Origin of the sequence: Paenibacillus sp. FSL H8-0548 (genome assembly GCF_038630985.1) — a bacterium.
In the GTDB taxonomy this organism is placed as follows: Bacteria; Bacillota; Bacilli; order Paenibacillales; family Paenibacillaceae; genus Pristimantibacillus.
In genome coordinates, this window is record NZ_CP152049.1 from 4,682,187 (window position 1) to 4,696,945 (window position 14,759).

The following is a 14,759-nucleotide window of genomic DNA, read 5'->3' on the forward strand; positions in this document are numbered from 1 at the left end:
ACTTATCAATTCTTATCTATTAAAAAACGAGGCTGTCTTAAAGGGATAGAGATATTATCCTTTTAAGTCAGCCTTTTTTCTGTACATCGAGTGAAAACCGGATTCGAGTCCTTGCGTTGTATGACATGCTGATGAGGTTCTAGATACTGATGAGCAGACCGTGTTGCTTCTGCAGTGCACTTTGTACAATCAAATCTGCTGAAAATTAAGGTCAACCCGCGTAAAGTGTACTTTGTGCAATAGATTGGAAAAGGTCTAAGGAAATCAAAGCATCTGGCTGCAACCGCGATCGCAAGGAATAGGCTACTCGCTTCGTTTTACCTTCACATGTATACATGCCTTGAATTTAGATGGAATTTCTCCCGCTAAAATAGCGTTTTTCGCTTGGCAGATAAAATAGATGGAATTTCTCCCGTTAATTTTACTATTTCTCATGAATTCGGCTGATTCCTTGGAATTAGAGGGAGGAATTCCATCTAAATGCCAAAACAAGCTAAAATCCCTTAAAATAGAGGGAGAAATTCCATCTAGATAAGCTGAACTCAAGGTGAAGCAGGGCTGTCGCCGTCCTTTGGCGGTGCCAGCCCTGTTTAATTCCCATTTTTTGGATATATGGATAATTCCCCTATCAGAAGGTCTGCCCTTGCGGCCTGCCATCTATAACGGACAGAAGCTCCACCGCCGCTGTCCGGGGTGCGGCTGGCGGAATAATACGCGGATAGCCGATATGAAGCACGGCTACGATTTTTTCACCTGATTGTACACCAACCGCTTTGCGAAAGCTTGGATTGTACATGTATGGATTCGATTTCCACACCATGCCGATTCCCTGCTCCCATGCTGCCAGCTGGAAGTTTTGAATGAGACAGCATACCGCAGCGAAATTCTCATCCCACTGCTTCTGTCTAGGATCTTCTGTTAATGCAACGATCAAAATTATCGGAGTATTCCTATATTCCTTCCGTCTCTGCTCTTCGTATTTCTCCTTCTCTTCCTTCGTATACGTATCGATCATTGCATTGGCAAACAACTCGCGACCAGCCCCATGATAAGCGATAAAACGCCAAGGCTCTCTCAAGTTATGATTCGGTGCCCATACCGCAACATCGAGCAATGCAGTAAGCTGCCCAATCGATACTGGTTTTGGCTTAAACAATCTGACGCTGCGCCTCTCTTGAATTAGAGCAGCCATGCTTGCTGGTTTTTCAATTTTCAATTTGGGGTCACCCTCTCGTCGGGAATTCGTTCCTCTTATGGCTTGTTCCGGTTACGATACAACAAAAAGACCAAATATGGTGCTCCTACTGCAGCGGTAATGATCCCACATGGAATTTCAATAGGCGGAAAAATCGTTCTTCCAATTAAATCGGCGAGCATGACAATTAATCCTCCAACTAGTGCTGATGCCGTTAGCAGCATACGGCTCGTCCCTCCTACAAGCTGCCTTGCGATATGCGGCCCCATGAGTCCGACAAAGCCAATCGTGCCTGCCATCGCAACCGAGGCACCCGCCAAGCTGACACTAATCAACAGCAAAATGCCTCGAACTCGCTCTATACGAGCCCCTAAACCAATAGCAAGTTCATCACCCAGCTGTAATATGTCCAGCTTGCGGGACATAAACAATGCGCATGGAAATAGTACAAAAAGCCAAGGAAGCAAGGGCCAGAAATGCTCCCAGCTGCGCCCATAAGCGCTGCCAGTCATCCATAACAAAGCCTGCTTTACATTTTCTATTTGACGTGTGGTCAGTAGGAAGGTGATATACGCATTGGCCATCGCGGATATTCCCACACCAACCAGCAGCAGCCGTAGGGGAGAGACTCCTCTTCGCCATGCAAGCATATACGTAAGCCCCGCTGCTGCAAGTGCGCCAAAAAAAGCTACAAAGGGCAGTACGCCTATTGGAACAGCAGGCAGTACAATGATAATCGTGACTGCCATAAGCGCAGCTCCTGCATTAATGCCCATTACACCTGGCGCAGCAAGCAAATTACGTGTAATCCCTTGTAGAATAGCGCCAGACAGCGCTAAGCCGCAGCCTACTAAGAAAGCAACAAGACCTCTTGGAAAACGCAGCTCATTAATTACAAAGTTATACTCCGCTTGGCCCCGTCCGATTAAAGCCATCCACACTTCTGCTATGGGGACTGAATACTCGCCCATCATAATCGTCAGTAGAAGCACTGCAAGATTGGCTGCTGCTAATCCGAAAATAACGGCTAAGAAGCGTATATTCGCTGTTCGTAATGTCAAATCAGATCTTCCTCCTTTGTGCCAAATAAATGAGGAAAGGAGCTCCCAATAAAGCAGTAACAACACCAGCGGCTAACTCCTGCGGAGGATAAATAAATCTCGCGCCAATATCCGCAAGCAATAATATCGCTGCCCCTAGTAAAGCCGAGTAGGGAATAATCCATCGATAATCCATGCCTACCAAAAATCTTGCTAAATGCGGAATCGCTAAACCAATAAAACCGATAGGTCCAGCAAGAGCTACGGAAGCTCCGGATAAACACATGATGATGGCCAGCGCTCCTAGCTTGATCCAGCTTGTTCTTAGGCCTAATCCTTGAGCAATCTCCTCGCCCAGACTAAGTAAATTAATTTGCCTGCTGAACACAATCGCTCCAGCCAGCCCCAATCCCATATAGGGCCATACATGAGATAGCATTTCCAAACTGCCGCCTGTTAACGAACCTGCGAGCCAAAAACGCATTTCGTCCAAGGATTGTTCACTGAATATAAGAACGCCCTGAACCAAGGCTGACAACAGCAGATTTATCGTAGCGCCTGCCAAAATAAGCTTCACGGAACTCAGTCCACCGCGACCTAGCGAGCCCAGTAGAAAAACGATCATGCTGGCTGCACCTGCACCAATTAGAGCAACCCATAATTGTGTAATCGAAGAGGTGTAGCCAAATAGAAACAGCCAAATGACAAGCAGCATCGCGGCCCCATTGTTGCTTGCAAGAATTTCCGGCCCAGCAAGCATATTGCGGCTGATCGCCTGCATGACACTGCCAGCCACGGATAGTGAACAGCCTACTAGTACCGCAATCATTGCCCGAGGCAGCCTAACAGAACGAATTATGAGATGCTCTCTTGAACCATCAAAGGATATAAAAGCCTCTATCACTATGCGCAGCGGAATTGTCGTTTTCCCTATGGAAATGCTGACGGCAAAGCATGCAGCAACTACCATACATCCGATCAACAAACCCAAAAGCCTTATTTTCAAAGCCAAACCTCCCGTACCTATAACAATGAAGCAGGAAAACGAAGAAGATTCCGCTCCATTTCCCTGCTTAGCATTTAGTTAGCTAAAAATGCAGAAAGATCATCAAGCATCTTATTGACAGCCTGTATGCCGTGTCCGCTCAGCCATACTTCCCAACTTGCCGTATATACTCGATTTTGCTTAACGCCCTCTAACGTATTCCAAAGCGGATTGCCCTTGATCTTATCATTAAAATATTGCTGCTCACTTTCACGACCGAACAAAATAATAACATCACCGTCCAACTCGGCGATTTGCTCATCCGTCACATTATAATTAAAATCATCATCCAGATCCTGTGCTGCTGGACGCTTAACTCCGATACGCTCTGCAACACCGCCTGTGAACGACGGCTTTAAATAAATGGACACTCGATCCTTTCTTGGACGAAGCAGCGATACTTCAGTTGATTGGATACGGTCCCCCAGCTCCTCGTTCAAATCCGCGATCCGAAGATCAAGCTGCTCGATCAGCTTCTTGCCTTCTTCCTCTTTTCCGACAACCTTTGCATGGAAGCTCAAATTATTTTCCCAATCCGCACCGCCAACCTCTGTGAATACGGTAGGTGCTATTTGCTCAAGCTGTTTATACACGGCTTCCTGTGTATCCTTAATTCCAATAATTAAATCTGGCTTCAACGAAGCAATGGTTTCCAAGCTTGGCTGCTCTACTGTACCAATATTAACGATACCATCTGTATTCGTTAAATACTTTGCAAAACCGTCCTCTACTGCAATAATTGAGGGAGCGCCTACTGGCTTAACGCCTAAAGCTAACAGATTATCAAGAGCACCATTATCAAGTACTACAACCTTAAGAGGATGAACAGGAATCTCCGTTTCCCCGCTTGCATGTTTAATCGTCTGCCATTGTGTTTCCTCAGTTACCGCATTTGTTGCTGCAGGCGCCTCAGAAGCCAAATTAGAAGTCTTTGGCTCCGCCCCGTTTGAACCGCATCCCGCGATTACACCAATCAGCAATACGATGAGCATCAGCATTGCTGTTTTTTGTGAAATTAACCTTAACATACAAAAACCCCCTGCGTTTATTTATCGGCAATAAGCCTCCGACTTCTTGAGAACTATTCTCACTAAAATAATAGTTTGTTTCCTAACCTTTGTACATCTATGATTTTACCCTCTTTCATATATTATTTTATCTCTGTATTGCCCAGCCTTGTCTTGCGATGCTGTTATTTCCCTTTTCATTTGACAGTGAGAATCATTTTCATTTAGTATAAACATACAAACTGATTGACTGGAGCACCTACAATGAAAAGGACGATGTTATTTCTTTCTTCCATTCGCTCATATCGAAGGACAAACCAATATTCCAGCCTGAATAGACGTATTCCAGCCTATTTTATGGGATTCATCACCAAGGGCAGAGGGCGCCTTATTATCAACGACACCATTTATTCGATAGAGGCACTGCAATTTTTCATTCTGACACCCGGCATGACCGTAAGCTTCTTATCCGAAAGCGAGGAGGTCGACTATTATCTGTTGCTGCTTGATGTGGTCACGGTAAATAAACAGCAGCAATGGCAGCTTTCAGCGCAGGCTGACCTGCCTCCCCTCCTTCTGCAGTACGGTATTTCGCTTCACAAGGAAAAAAACATAATAGAGCAGCTTGAGCGACTTCATCGCGCAGCGCTTGAAAGAATCCATGACGCTGATGATCTATTCATTCAAGCCATGTTTCAGCAAGTATATGGCACGCTCGTTCAGGAGCTCAGCATAGTTGAACATACGCAATCTTCGGATGAAAGCTTGCAAGAAAGCATTCAGTATATCCATGCTCATATCCAGCAAAAAATAAATTTGCAAACCTTGTCTTCCATCGCCAAGCTCACTCCCACATCCTACTCACGTAAATTCAAACAAATTATTGGCGAAACACCTCTGGAATACGTTAATCGCATACGGATGGACGAAGCAAAAAAACGACTGACTGGCGGAAGGGCTAATGTTAAAGAGATAGCTGCAAAAGTAGGCTTCAACAATGAGTTTTATTTCAGCAAAGTATTTAAGGAAACAGTAGGCATCGCGCCCGCACTATATATTAAACGACATCAGTTATCCATTGCGACCGTCGCTTGCAATAGCTACAGCGACAGCCTTCGCTCACTGGACGTAGAACCCGTTGTCAGTGTAAATTGCTTTCGCTACCCAGGAATGAATGAACAGGAGCATCAGCGCAATTTAGCGATTCATTTTCATACCTTAGCCTTAAAGAAACCCCACTTAATTATTATTGATCGTTATCATCTAGACATGTATGACCGGCTGAAGCATATTGCTCCTACCATCTGCCTCGATTATGATTTGGATTGGAAAGTAACCTATAGGAAACTCGCAGAAATACTCGGCCGTGAAAATAAAGCCGAACATGTAATAAACCAACTCGAAGCCTCCGTACATCAGTCGAGAAGAAAAATCCGCAGCACGCTGGGCGACGGCAGTCTGTCACTAATACGGATCACGCCTGATGCTATTCGAATTGTAGGCAGTCCTGAGCACCCGCTGAATGATTTATTGTTCACGGAGCTGGATGTTTCCGCAGGAAGTATGACACCTGCCATTACAAGCAAGATTGAGCTTTCTCCGGATCAGCTGTCATCCTTCTCCATGCAGTCGGATTTTTTGTTTATTCAGAATCGATTTTTCGGAGCGAATGGTGCTGACATCATGACACGAGTTCATTCCAGCCCTTTCTGGATGCAGCATGAGGCTGTACGCCATAATCGAATTCGCTTCATTCCCAATTGGTATGCCATGAGCTGGACACCCTTGGGCCGACAACAAATTATAGAAACGTTAAGCGGTATCGAAGGCTGTCAGTCATAAAAAAAAAGCCGCTCTCGCCGAGAGCGGCTTAACTAGGCTTGACTTAGCATTAAACTGATGATGTGATGGACCCGCGTTTGCTGTTCTTTGCATAATTAATGATGGATTCGTACTGTGTCTTGGCTATACGACGATCAGACATTGGAAGACGAGGGTTTTTGACAATCTCAGCTAACATCTTAAGCTCCTGCATTTCTTCAGTAGTCACTTTGACCGTTTTTTTCCCCACAAGCTCGATCCTCCTTAGCATTCATTTCGGATAAATAGCTGCTATCGTAAGTCTCCGTTTATGTTCTACGGTCATTATACGCAAAACTAAAGCAAACTTGCATGTTATTTTGAAGGCGTTCGCGGATTTGGATCATCCATTTCCTCAGGAAACAAATCTGCGAACTCTTTATTTTGTTTGCTCTTCAAATAGGATAAGCCCGCATAACCTGCAAGCAAGGAGCTGCTTACTACTGCAAAATTGTCCGTTGTATTCGCCATGGAGAGTGCTGTCTTCGCGAGTATCCCCGTCCCAATCGCAATCAATAAATCACCTAAAAAACCAAGATCAAAAAAGATCTTCTTTTTTGCATTGCGATGATCCCTAAATCCAATTACAAAAATCACAAAATAATACAAGCGCTGCATCCACTTCATCAACCAGTTCGAGGAAAGCGTTAAATCCTCTTCATCATATTCTATAACGAGCTTCGGCAGCTCGATAATCCCATTTTTCACAAAATGTCCGATTAATCCGCCCACCAGGCTCATCGAAATCGATAAGCCAAATACTTCAATAAATGCTTGAAAGCTAGCAATGACCATCGCCGCAGGACCACCCTTCACGAGCGCATTTTGCTCAGTAGCAATGATTGCACTACTTTCACTTTATGACGCTAAATGAAGGTTCACGACTACTATTTCATCTGATCATCATCGAACAAATCCATAAGCATCGTTGGAATGGAAACGCGCTGATTGTTCATAACGAGCTGGATCATTTCATCTGCAATATCATATTCATTTTCTACTTTGATCGCAGCAATTTCATTATGAAGACGTTCCATCTTCTGATCCAGCGCAGACGCGGAGTCCGCCGCCTCCTTCAGCTCAGCAATCAACTGAGGAGGTATCGTCTTCTGATATTTATAAAATATTTTGTGTTCAAGGCTGGCCCAAAAGTCCATCGCAATCGTTCGAATTTGAATTTCCACGCATACATTTTCACGGCGATCCGATATAAATACGGGCACCTCAATGAGCAAATGAAGACTTTGATAGCCATTAGGCTTGGGATGCTTGATGTAATCCTTGATCTCAATTACGTTCAAGTCACTCTGATTGCAAAGCATTTCTTTAATGCGATAAATATCCGATATAAAGGCGCAGGTTATTCTAATCCCCGCTATATCCTTAATATTGTTGCGAATGCTGGAAATGCTAAGCTCAATTTGTTTCCGATGCAGCTTCTCTAGGATGCTCTTAGGAGACTTCAAACGTGAGCTTGTATGCTCGATCGGATTGTAATCATGCAATAAATGAAATTCCTCTTTCAAAATGTCAATCTTTGTCTCTAATTCTTGAATCGCAAATTTGTACATCATTAAAAATCGTGTAATTTGCTGCTTCATTTCCTTCATTTTCTGCATTTGATCCATAGCCATTAGTTCTTGTTCCCCTTCCAAATGCTGCTGCTAACTAATCATTTAGCAAAGTAAATATTCTTCTCAATTGCATTAGATCCTCTGTAGAGATCCGCTCGTTCATATACCGAATAATCGCCGCGTCATTTTTGATGAAAGCATCAATATATTTTTTGCCTTCATCTGTAATGGCAAGATAAACGACGCGCCTATCAGCTTCACCTCTAATTCTACTTATTAAACCTCTATCAATCAACTTGTCCGCCATAAGCGTTACACCGCCAGCTGTAATGAAGAGCAATTCAGCCAGCTCTGTAGACATCATCGGACTTTGATTATTCAAGTATAATATCATTCTCGTTTGATTCATAGAAAAGCTGCAGTCAGTGCCTTTATGCCATTCTATTTTCATTTTTTTGTAAACACTCTTGAGAAGAGGAAATAATTCCTGCCATTCGTCATATTCTTTCATGCCGCACCTCATTTCTCTTTCTTTATTGACTTCTTTGCGTAGAAATTACTATAATTACGTTGGTAACCTAATTAATTATAAAATAAATTCACCGAGGTGAATCAAATGAGCGTAGATAAGTATGAAAATGTTGCCGCTCTTGCAGCAGTGTTCCAGCAGTTTGCCAAAGCAGACTGGCGCAAAAAGTCGATGTGGGACGGGCTAAAGCCCAGTGAAGTTAGAATGCTCGTATGTGTTCAGCAAAACATTGACAAAGGAATTACCGGTACAAACGTATCCGATATTAGCAAAATGCTGCAGGTCACTTCACCTACTGTGACTCAAATGCTCAATAGTTTAATTGCTTCCGGGTATATGATTCGAACTACCGACCAGAACGACCGCAGAATAACAGAAGTGTCTTTAACCGAAAAAGGCGATCTCATCGCCCAAAAAGCTCTTGAGAGACATCGTACGATCTTCAAGGGATTAATCGACCACTTGGGCAAGGAGCAAAGTGATCAGCTGATAGAACTGTTAAACGAGGTTTTCATCTATCTCGATGCCGCTCAAAAAAATGACTATCAATGAAGAAAGGGGATTCCACTGAGCGCAGCAACTGCAGCAGGCGGAATCCCTTTTCTATGAGCCGTTCTTATTTACTAACTAAGAGCTGGCTCTTTTTTTAATAGGTCTGCCGGCTCTTCGCCTTGCTTAGCTTTCATATCATTCGATGTACGAAGCGGAATTTCTTTCAAGAATAGTACGAGAACAGAAGCAATGACTAGGAGCGCCATCCCGAACAGGAATACTACCGTTAAAGAATCGCTCAATACAGAGCGCACGAGCTCAATAATGTGCGTAAACAACGGCTGAACATCTGCCGGCAGCGTCTCATGCAGCTGCTCCAGCTTCGGTTGGTCAAGCAGCATTTGTGGATTTAGAAAGCTGGACAATTGCGTTGCTGTTTCTGGATCAACTGTCGATAAATCTGGACCCTTGCCTGATTGCACGGCGTCCTTCAGCTTGCTTGATAAGGTAGAGTTCATTACTGTACCCATAACTGCGATACCAATCGTACCGCCAAGATTACGGAACAATGTAGCTGTTGCCGTTGCAACCCCAAGCTCTGTAGGAGCAACTGCATTTTGTACAGTTAATGTAAAAACTGGCATTGAAATACCAAGTCCGATACCAAAAACGATCATTGCCGCAACAGCGACACCAACATTGGTCATAAAGGCCATCATGAGCATGCCAATGACCATAAATGGCATACCTATAAGCGCATACCGTTTGTATTTGCCTGATTTCGAAATCCAGCGTCCAGATAATGCACTTAAGAAGATCATTGCAATCGACATCGGCATATTAACAAATCCAGAAGCGGTTGGTGAGATACCTAATACACCCTGTACGAAAAACGGCAGATACATCATTGCCCCCATCATACCTGCATTCATTAGGAAGCCGATTGAATTTGAAACCGTAACGATGCTGTTCTTAAACATCGACAAAGGCAGAACTGGACTTTTTGCGGTACGTTCAACAAGAATGAATACGACAAGCAGCACGACCGCTGCTCCGAACAAACCGATGGTTTGCCCAGAGTCCCAAGCATATTTTGTACCTGCCCACGAGAAGCCCAGCAATAATGCGATAAGTCCCAGCGAAAGAAGCAAGGAGCCTGCATAATCAATCGATTCTGTCGTTTTACGAGCGGTTTTCGGAAACATCATTGAGATCATAATGAATGCTACAACACCTAAAGGAAGGAAAATCCAGAAAATCCACTTCCAAGCAATATGATCGACCATGAATCCGCCTAATGTTGGTCCAATTACGCTTGAGAAACCGAATATTGCCATCATAATACCCGTCCATTTAGCCCTTTCCCTCGGAGCGAACAAATCGCCTACAGCTGTAACGGTAGCGGACATTAGAATACCGCCCCCAATACCTTGAATGCCTCGGTAAGTAATAAGCTGAAAAATAGAGGTCGATGTCCCGCAAAGAAAGGCACCGATACTAAATATTATAATTCCAAATAGCAAAAACGGCTTACGTCCATATATATCCGACAGCTTTCCTACGAGAACAGTAGCAATCGTGGAGGTAAGCATATAAATGGTAATGACCCAAGTATAATATTCGATACCTCCGAGCATAGCAATAATGCGCGGCATTGCCGTGCTTACGATTGTCTGATTGATAGCTGCGAAGAACATAGCTGCCATCAGAGCAACCATAATAGTAACTTTCTTCTTTTGTGTTAAATTCTCCATAAGCTCTGCACTCCCAAACATTTTAAATTATTATTACCAATTGGCGACTGAACTATCATTTATTTTAGTTAGGTTACCAACCTATTTTATGATATTACAATAACTTTAGTACTAAAGCAACTATAACTTTGTAAAAAAAAAAGAAGCATTCCGAGCTTTATGAGCTCAAGAATGCTTCTTACGATGACAAATTAGACTTGCGAATATAAAAACTCTGTCTCATTTCCGTTCGTATGCAGTAACCAGTATTGCTCTGCAATCGCATCTGGATCATAATAGCTGTCTTTCGCTACATAGCCAGCGATCGTGACCGTACCGACATAAATACCATGCGGCCTAAGCTCCTCCGCTAATGTAAATGCAAGCGAGCGAATGCCTGCTTTTCCGATGGATAAGGACGATACGGCTGCTGAAGGAGCAAGTGCCAGTCCACCACCCGTAAATAACAGCGTACCCTGCTTACGTGTAAGCATATCCGGTATAACTTGCTTCGCACTCGTTAACGCGCCGACAACATTAACTTTAAACTCATCCAGCAGCTGCGACTCCGTCAAATCCGTTGGCTTAACCATTGAAATGACCGCTGCATTATAAACGAGAACATCGGGCGCTCCATACTTCTGCTTAATCGTTTCAAAAGCTGCAATTAATGAAGCTGGGTCTGCGGCATCGGCTGTTATAGGATAAGCCTCAATACCAAGTTCCGTAAGCTCCTTCGTGTATATCTCCAGGGCTTCAGCTCGTCTTGCTGCCAATACGATGCGAAAGCCTTCCTTCCCAAACCGCCTTGCAACACCCGCGCTTACCCCCGGCCCTGCACCTATAATAACTAATAATGGTGTGCTCATTTCATTCTCTCCTTATACTCAAGTAATGGTAATTCGCAAGTAAACACGCATCTAAGTAACTACAAATTCTAGCACGGGCCAGATATTTTCACTAATCAATTTATTCTATAAGTAACGAAAAAAAAGCGTCGTCTCTGCGGCTGGATAACCAACAGGACAACGCTTTGTTACCTACGCATCAATCGATTACCGCAAAGGCAGGAGAGCTTTCAGCACTTTCAGGTCTTCCTCATCCAAGCTCGCTCTTGGTCCTGATTTAATCAAGTCCGAGAAATTCTCATCCGGAATCATCGTCGTCAGGCAGTAGAGCCGCTCGGCTCCAGTATTAATAATATCGTGATGATTGCCTGGAGGAACGATAATAAACGAGCCTTGCTTGATTTCAGTCGTGAAATCTCCTACCTTCGCAACCCCCTCACCCCTCAGCACATAAAAGTATTCATAAGCCTCACGATGCTCATTCGAAGGCGTGCGACCGCCGGGTTCAAATATTTCTACAAACGACGTGAACGGAACCTGCTCCCGATCACAGAGCAGAACAAATTTATTCGTGTCTTTCTCAGCAATTTTATATACGGGACAATCCTCGAAATTTCCTGCTACCAAGCCTGGAATCATCCTACATCAGCCTCTCTGCCTTTTTTTCTCACATCTGTAATTTCAAAGTCACACAGCTCTTCCAGCGCCTCGCTTAGCACATTTGCCACTCTGCTCTGAATAATCTCGCCTTTGCCCACGTTAGCCACGCTAGCATTACCCGCTACTCCGCTTGCTGAAATATCAGCCATTTTCCAAGCGAAGCGAATTTTCCCTTCAAGCGTTAGAAATTGATAACGTGACATATCCGGCACTTCATCTGGTGCAAGCTCCATCTGTACCCAATCCGGTTTTACGGATAAAACAATGGATGTTTCATAATCTCCTCCATGAATGCCGTATTCCATCTCTGCAGGAGAAATAATATCAGTAACATCATTTAAGCTGCCTGGCATTAAGTAGAAAACCATAAGACCTGTATCGATTCGTATTTCGCGGGCTACAGTATTGAGCAGATCCACATTCCCTCCATGGGTGTTGAACAGCAGCAATCGGCGGAAGCCGCTTGCTTGCACGCTTTTGGCCAAATCCATAATGATGCCGTGAAGTGTATTGGCCGAGAGAGACATCGTACCTGGAAGGCCGATATGCTCATTGCTTTTTCCGTATGGAATTGGCGGCAGTACCCATATTTCTTTGTCAGACTTCACTTGTTCAAGCGTCTGTGTAAGTGTCGCTTCACCGATCAGCGTATCCGTAAACACAGGGAGATGCGGGCCATGCTGTTCAACAGCTCCAATCGGTAAAATGACTAGTGCGTGCTCCTTTGGCAGCTCATGGATCTGCTTGCTCGTCAATCTCGGTAAAAATCTCTTTTCCCATGCTGTTCCTTCATACCGTTGAAACATTAGACTCCCACCTTTTGTTCTCATTTTATACGTTAGCTGTGCTACGTTCGGTTGTCTTCGTTAATAGCTGCTCAGTAAGCTGCTCCGAATCTGCAACGAAGCCATAGCATTGCTGAATATTGTATATCGTTGCTTCCACACAATACTTCGGGGAGCTTGTGGCACAGCAATCCTGGAGCAGAATGCCATCGTAGCCATGACTGATGGCGTCCTGCAGCGTGTGCATCACACATTGATCCAGATTCACCCCGGCAAAAAGCAGCGTTTGAATGTTCAAGTTGCGTAAAATACTATCCAGCGGCGTGTCCCAAAATCCGCTCATGCGGTATTTATCGATATGAATATCGCCTGCCGCAGCCTCTAGCCCATTGATCAACGCTGAACCCCAGCTTCCTTTCTCAAGCACCTTGGAGCCATTGCCCGGAAGCGGCATTCCAATGCCGTTACTCTTGCCGTCGATGTTGTATACATGGAGCACGGAGGGCGGCAAATTCATCTGGTCCTCACGATTTCCCCAGTTCAGCCATAGCACCGGCACTTCCGCTTTGCGCAGCTCAGGCAGCAGCTTATTCAAGCGTGTTACCGGCTTTAGCAGCCCGGAGGTCTCGACTCCAATAGAGTCGAGCCAGCCGCCTGGCGAGCAAAAATCATTTTGCATATCGATAACAATAATCGCTGTTCGTTCAAGATCAATCATGACTTCCTGCGGCTTAGCCTGCATTGCGATGGAATGAACAGGCTGCTGTAAACGCCGCAGATCAGCTCTGGTCTCAGATACTCTCCAATGGTTCTTCTTGTTTCCAATACGATTCATAGGCTCTCCTCTTCTCTATGAAATTAGGGTTTAGCCAAAAATTCGGTTGTAAATGCTTTGGACACATCCTGCTCCTTCGACAAACCTTTGGCATCCAGCATTTGCTCGAGCAATTCCGTCCACCGCTCGTTAGTCATAAAACCAATTCCGTTCGTTGTCGTTTCATCTGTCGAAATAAATTCCTTCTGATGCTCAGCCTCATAATCCAATGCTTCTAGTGTCACATCTGGATTGTACGTTTGAATAAGCGGATTAACCGTTTTATAGTTATCCAAGTAATAGCTCCAGCCCTTTTGGCTTGCTTGTACAACTGCCTTGACGACTTCAGGATGCTTCTTAATATAGTCCTCCGTCGTGAATAGAACGTCAGCATAGTTGGCATAACCCGAATCCGCAATTTTAAGAACATCAACATCCACGCCTTGCTGTGCAAGGACATACGGCTCATTCGTTATATATCCTTGATTCAATGCATTCTTATCATTAATGAAGTTAACCAATTGACCTGTGTATTTCATTTCTTGCACAGTCGACAGCTCGTATTTGTTTTTAATATATTCCCAATATGGAACTGCTGTGCCCATGTAAACTGTTTTATCATCCAAATCCTCGAATCCGTTAATTTCCTCACCCTTATGATAGATCAGCACTTGCGGCGTATACTGAAAGCCAGCCAAAATGCCCACTACCGGAATCCCTTGCTCTCTCGCCTTCAAAATTTCATCCGCATAGGATATACCAAAGTCTGCTTTGCCTGAAGCGACCAATTGCATCGCCGAAACTTCCGGTCCGCCCGGCTGAATCGTCATGTCAATGCCGCTTTCCTTGTAGTAGTCTTGTTGAAGTGCTGCAAAATAACCGCCATCCTCACCTTTGGAGAACCAGCCTTCTAAAAGCTTGACGCTCGTATTTCCAGCATCAGCCGCGTCGCTACCAGAAGCTGGCTCACTAGCGTTATTCCCACAAGCTGCAACAGTCATCGTCATGGCAACCAAACCTGCGGCAAACCAAGTTTTCGTATTCTTCATCATTAAAATCTCCCCCATAATTCATCGTTTTTTTGTAATTAATTGATTTAATAAGTTGAACTTAAAAATGAAGTGTAAGCGAAGCGAGAAAATCGTTCTGGAGAAACGAAGTGTTCGCCTTTGCAGCC

At 44.3% G+C, this 14,759-nt stretch carries 16 protein-coding genes; 2 read left to right on the forward strand and 14 right to left on the reverse strand.

The annotated features are described in order from the left end of the window. Positions 1-628: 628 nt before the first annotated feature. The 4 genes from MHI37_RS20465 to MHI37_RS20480 all read right to left on the reverse strand — a co-directional run bounded on the left by MHI37_RS20465 (position 629) and on the right by MHI37_RS20480 (position 4,308). Positions 629-1,216 (reverse strand): nitroreductase, encoded by a 588-nt coding sequence (locus tag MHI37_RS20465; protein WP_256710601.1) that lies wholly within the window; start codon positions 1,214-1,216, stop codon positions 629-631. A gap of 35 nt (positions 1,217-1,251) precedes the next feature. Continuing rightward, positions 1,252-2,256 (reverse strand): iron ABC transporter permease, encoded by a 1,005-nt coding sequence (locus MHI37_RS20470; protein ID WP_256710602.1) that lies wholly within the window; start codon positions 2,254-2,256, stop codon positions 1,252-1,254. A gap of 1 nt (position 2,257) precedes the next feature. After that, complete coding sequence (locus MHI37_RS20475; RefSeq protein ID WP_256710603.1) at positions 2,258-3,241, reverse strand: iron ABC transporter permease; 984 nt, start codon at positions 3,239-3,241, stop codon at positions 2,258-2,260. 74 nt (positions 3,242-3,315) lie between these two features. Next, the gene (locus MHI37_RS20480; protein ID WP_076338116.1) at positions 3,316-4,308 is read right to left on the reverse strand and encodes an iron-siderophore ABC transporter substrate-binding protein; all 993 of its coding nucleotides are present in this window, start codon (positions 4,306-4,308) and stop codon (positions 3,316-3,318) included. Between the two features lie 243 nt (positions 4,309-4,551). On the opposite strand from MHI37_RS20480, the gene MHI37_RS20485 reads away from it, so the two are divergent. Then, a complete protein-coding gene (locus MHI37_RS20485) occupies positions 4,552-6,129 on the forward strand; it encodes a helix-turn-helix domain-containing protein (protein ID WP_076338117.1) in 1,578 nt (525 codons plus the stop codon). A 49-nt stretch (positions 6,130-6,178) separates the two neighbouring features. On the opposite strand, the gene MHI37_RS20490 is transcribed toward MHI37_RS20485, so the two are convergent. The 4 genes from MHI37_RS20490 to MHI37_RS20505 form a co-directional block, all read right to left on the reverse strand. Next, a complete protein-coding gene (locus MHI37_RS20490) occupies positions 6,179-6,358 on the reverse strand; it encodes a hypothetical protein (protein ID WP_076338118.1) in 180 nt (59 codons plus the stop codon). Positions 6,359-6,462: 104 nt separating this feature from the next. Next, positions 6,463-6,942 (reverse strand): hypothetical protein, encoded by a 480-nt coding sequence (locus MHI37_RS20495; protein WP_076338119.1) that lies wholly within the window; start codon positions 6,940-6,942, stop codon positions 6,463-6,465. Positions 6,943-7,034: 92 nt separating this feature from the next. Next, positions 7,035-7,781 (reverse strand): GTP pyrophosphokinase family protein, encoded by a 747-nt coding sequence (locus MHI37_RS20500; RefSeq protein ID WP_076338120.1) that lies wholly within the window; start codon positions 7,779-7,781, stop codon positions 7,035-7,037. A 34-nt stretch (positions 7,782-7,815) separates the two neighbouring features. After that, positions 7,816-8,232: a MarR family transcriptional regulator gene (locus MHI37_RS20505; RefSeq protein ID WP_076338121.1), complete on the reverse strand. Its 417-nt coding sequence runs from the start codon at positions 8,230-8,232 to the stop codon at positions 7,816-7,818. Between the two features lie 105 nt (positions 8,233-8,337). Between MHI37_RS20505 and MHI37_RS20510 the strand changes: the two genes are divergently transcribed. Beyond that, entirely contained in the window at positions 8,338-8,802 is a 465-nt protein-coding gene (locus MHI37_RS20510; protein ID WP_076338122.1) for a MarR family transcriptional regulator, read from the forward strand. 71 nt (positions 8,803-8,873) lie between these two features. On the opposite strand, the gene MHI37_RS20515 is transcribed toward MHI37_RS20510, so the two are convergent. The 6 genes from MHI37_RS20515 to MHI37_RS20540 form a co-directional block, all read right to left on the reverse strand. Further along, the gene (locus tag MHI37_RS20515) at positions 8,874-10,496 is read right to left on the reverse strand and encodes an MDR family MFS transporter (RefSeq protein ID WP_076338123.1); all 1,623 of its coding nucleotides are present in this window, start codon (positions 10,494-10,496) and stop codon (positions 8,874-8,876) included. Positions 10,497-10,687: 191 nt separating this feature from the next. After that, positions 10,688-11,344, reverse strand: coding sequence for an SDR family NAD(P)-dependent oxidoreductase (locus tag MHI37_RS20520; protein WP_076338124.1), 657 nt, complete (start codon positions 11,342-11,344; stop codon positions 10,688-10,690). A 186-nt stretch (positions 11,345-11,530) separates the two neighbouring features. After that, positions 11,531-11,962, reverse strand: coding sequence for a cupin domain-containing protein (locus MHI37_RS20525; RefSeq protein ID WP_076338125.1), 432 nt, complete (start codon positions 11,960-11,962; stop codon positions 11,531-11,533). Continuing rightward, on the reverse strand, positions 11,959-12,789 hold the full coding sequence (locus tag MHI37_RS20530; RefSeq protein WP_076338126.1) for a creatininase family protein: 831 nt from the start codon (positions 12,787-12,789) through the stop codon (positions 11,959-11,961). The genes MHI37_RS20525 and MHI37_RS20530 overlap by 4 nt, the downstream gene beginning before the upstream one ends. A gap of 25 nt (positions 12,790-12,814) precedes the next feature. Next, positions 12,815-13,603 carry a cysteine hydrolase gene (locus tag MHI37_RS20535; RefSeq protein ID WP_076338127.1) on the reverse strand — a complete coding sequence of 263 codons (789 nt, stop codon included), beginning with the start codon at positions 13,601-13,603 and terminating at the stop codon, positions 12,815-12,817. Between the two features lie 23 nt (positions 13,604-13,626). Next, positions 13,627-14,634, reverse strand: a complete 1,008-nt coding sequence (locus tag MHI37_RS20540) for an ABC transporter substrate-binding protein (protein WP_076338128.1) — start codon at positions 14,632-14,634, stop codon at positions 13,627-13,629. Between the last annotated feature and the right edge of the window lie 125 nt (positions 14,635-14,759).

Bases quoted from the DNA above. Each gene is read 5' to 3' on its own strand.
- MHI37_RS20500 (WP_076338120.1), bottom strand. From the start codon at position 7,781: ATGGCTATGGATCAAATGCAGAAAATGAAGGAAATGAAGCAGCAAATT.
- MHI37_RS20480 (WP_076338116.1), bottom strand. From the start codon at position 4,308: ATGTTAAGGTTAATTTCACAAAAAACAGCAATGCTGATGCTCATCGTA.
- MHI37_RS20540 (WP_076338128.1), bottom strand. From the start codon at position 14,634: ATGATGAAGAATACGAAAACTTGGTTTGCCGCAGGTTTGGTTGCCATG.
- MHI37_RS20520 (WP_076338124.1), bottom strand. From the start codon at position 11,344: ATGAGCACACCATTATTAGTTATTATAGGTGCAGGGCCGGGGGTAAGC.
- MHI37_RS20510 (WP_076338122.1), top strand. From the start codon at position 8,338: ATGAGCGTAGATAAGTATGAAAATGTTGCCGCTCTTGCAGCAGTGTTC.
- MHI37_RS20515 (WP_076338123.1), bottom strand. From the start codon at position 10,496: ATGGAGAATTTAACACAAAAGAAGAAAGTTACTATTATGGTTGCTCTG.
- MHI37_RS20495 (WP_076338119.1), bottom strand. From the start codon at position 6,942: ATGGTCATTGCTAGCTTTCAAGCATTTATTGAAGTATTTGGCTTATCG.
- MHI37_RS20525 (WP_076338125.1), bottom strand. From the start codon at position 11,962: ATGATTCCAGGCTTGGTAGCAGGAAATTTCGAGGATTGTCCCGTATAT.
- MHI37_RS20505 (WP_076338121.1), bottom strand. From the start codon at position 8,232: ATGAAAGAATATGACGAATGGCAGGAATTATTTCCTCTTCTCAAGAGT.
- MHI37_RS20485 (WP_076338117.1), top strand. From the start codon at position 4,552: ATGAAAAGGACGATGTTATTTCTTTCTTCCATTCGCTCATATCGAAGG.
- MHI37_RS20530 (WP_076338126.1), bottom strand. From the start codon at position 12,789: ATGTTTCAACGGTATGAAGGAACAGCATGGGAAAAGAGATTTTTACCG.
- MHI37_RS20535 (WP_076338127.1), bottom strand. From the start codon at position 13,603: ATGAATCGTATTGGAAACAAGAAGAACCATTGGAGAGTATCTGAGACC.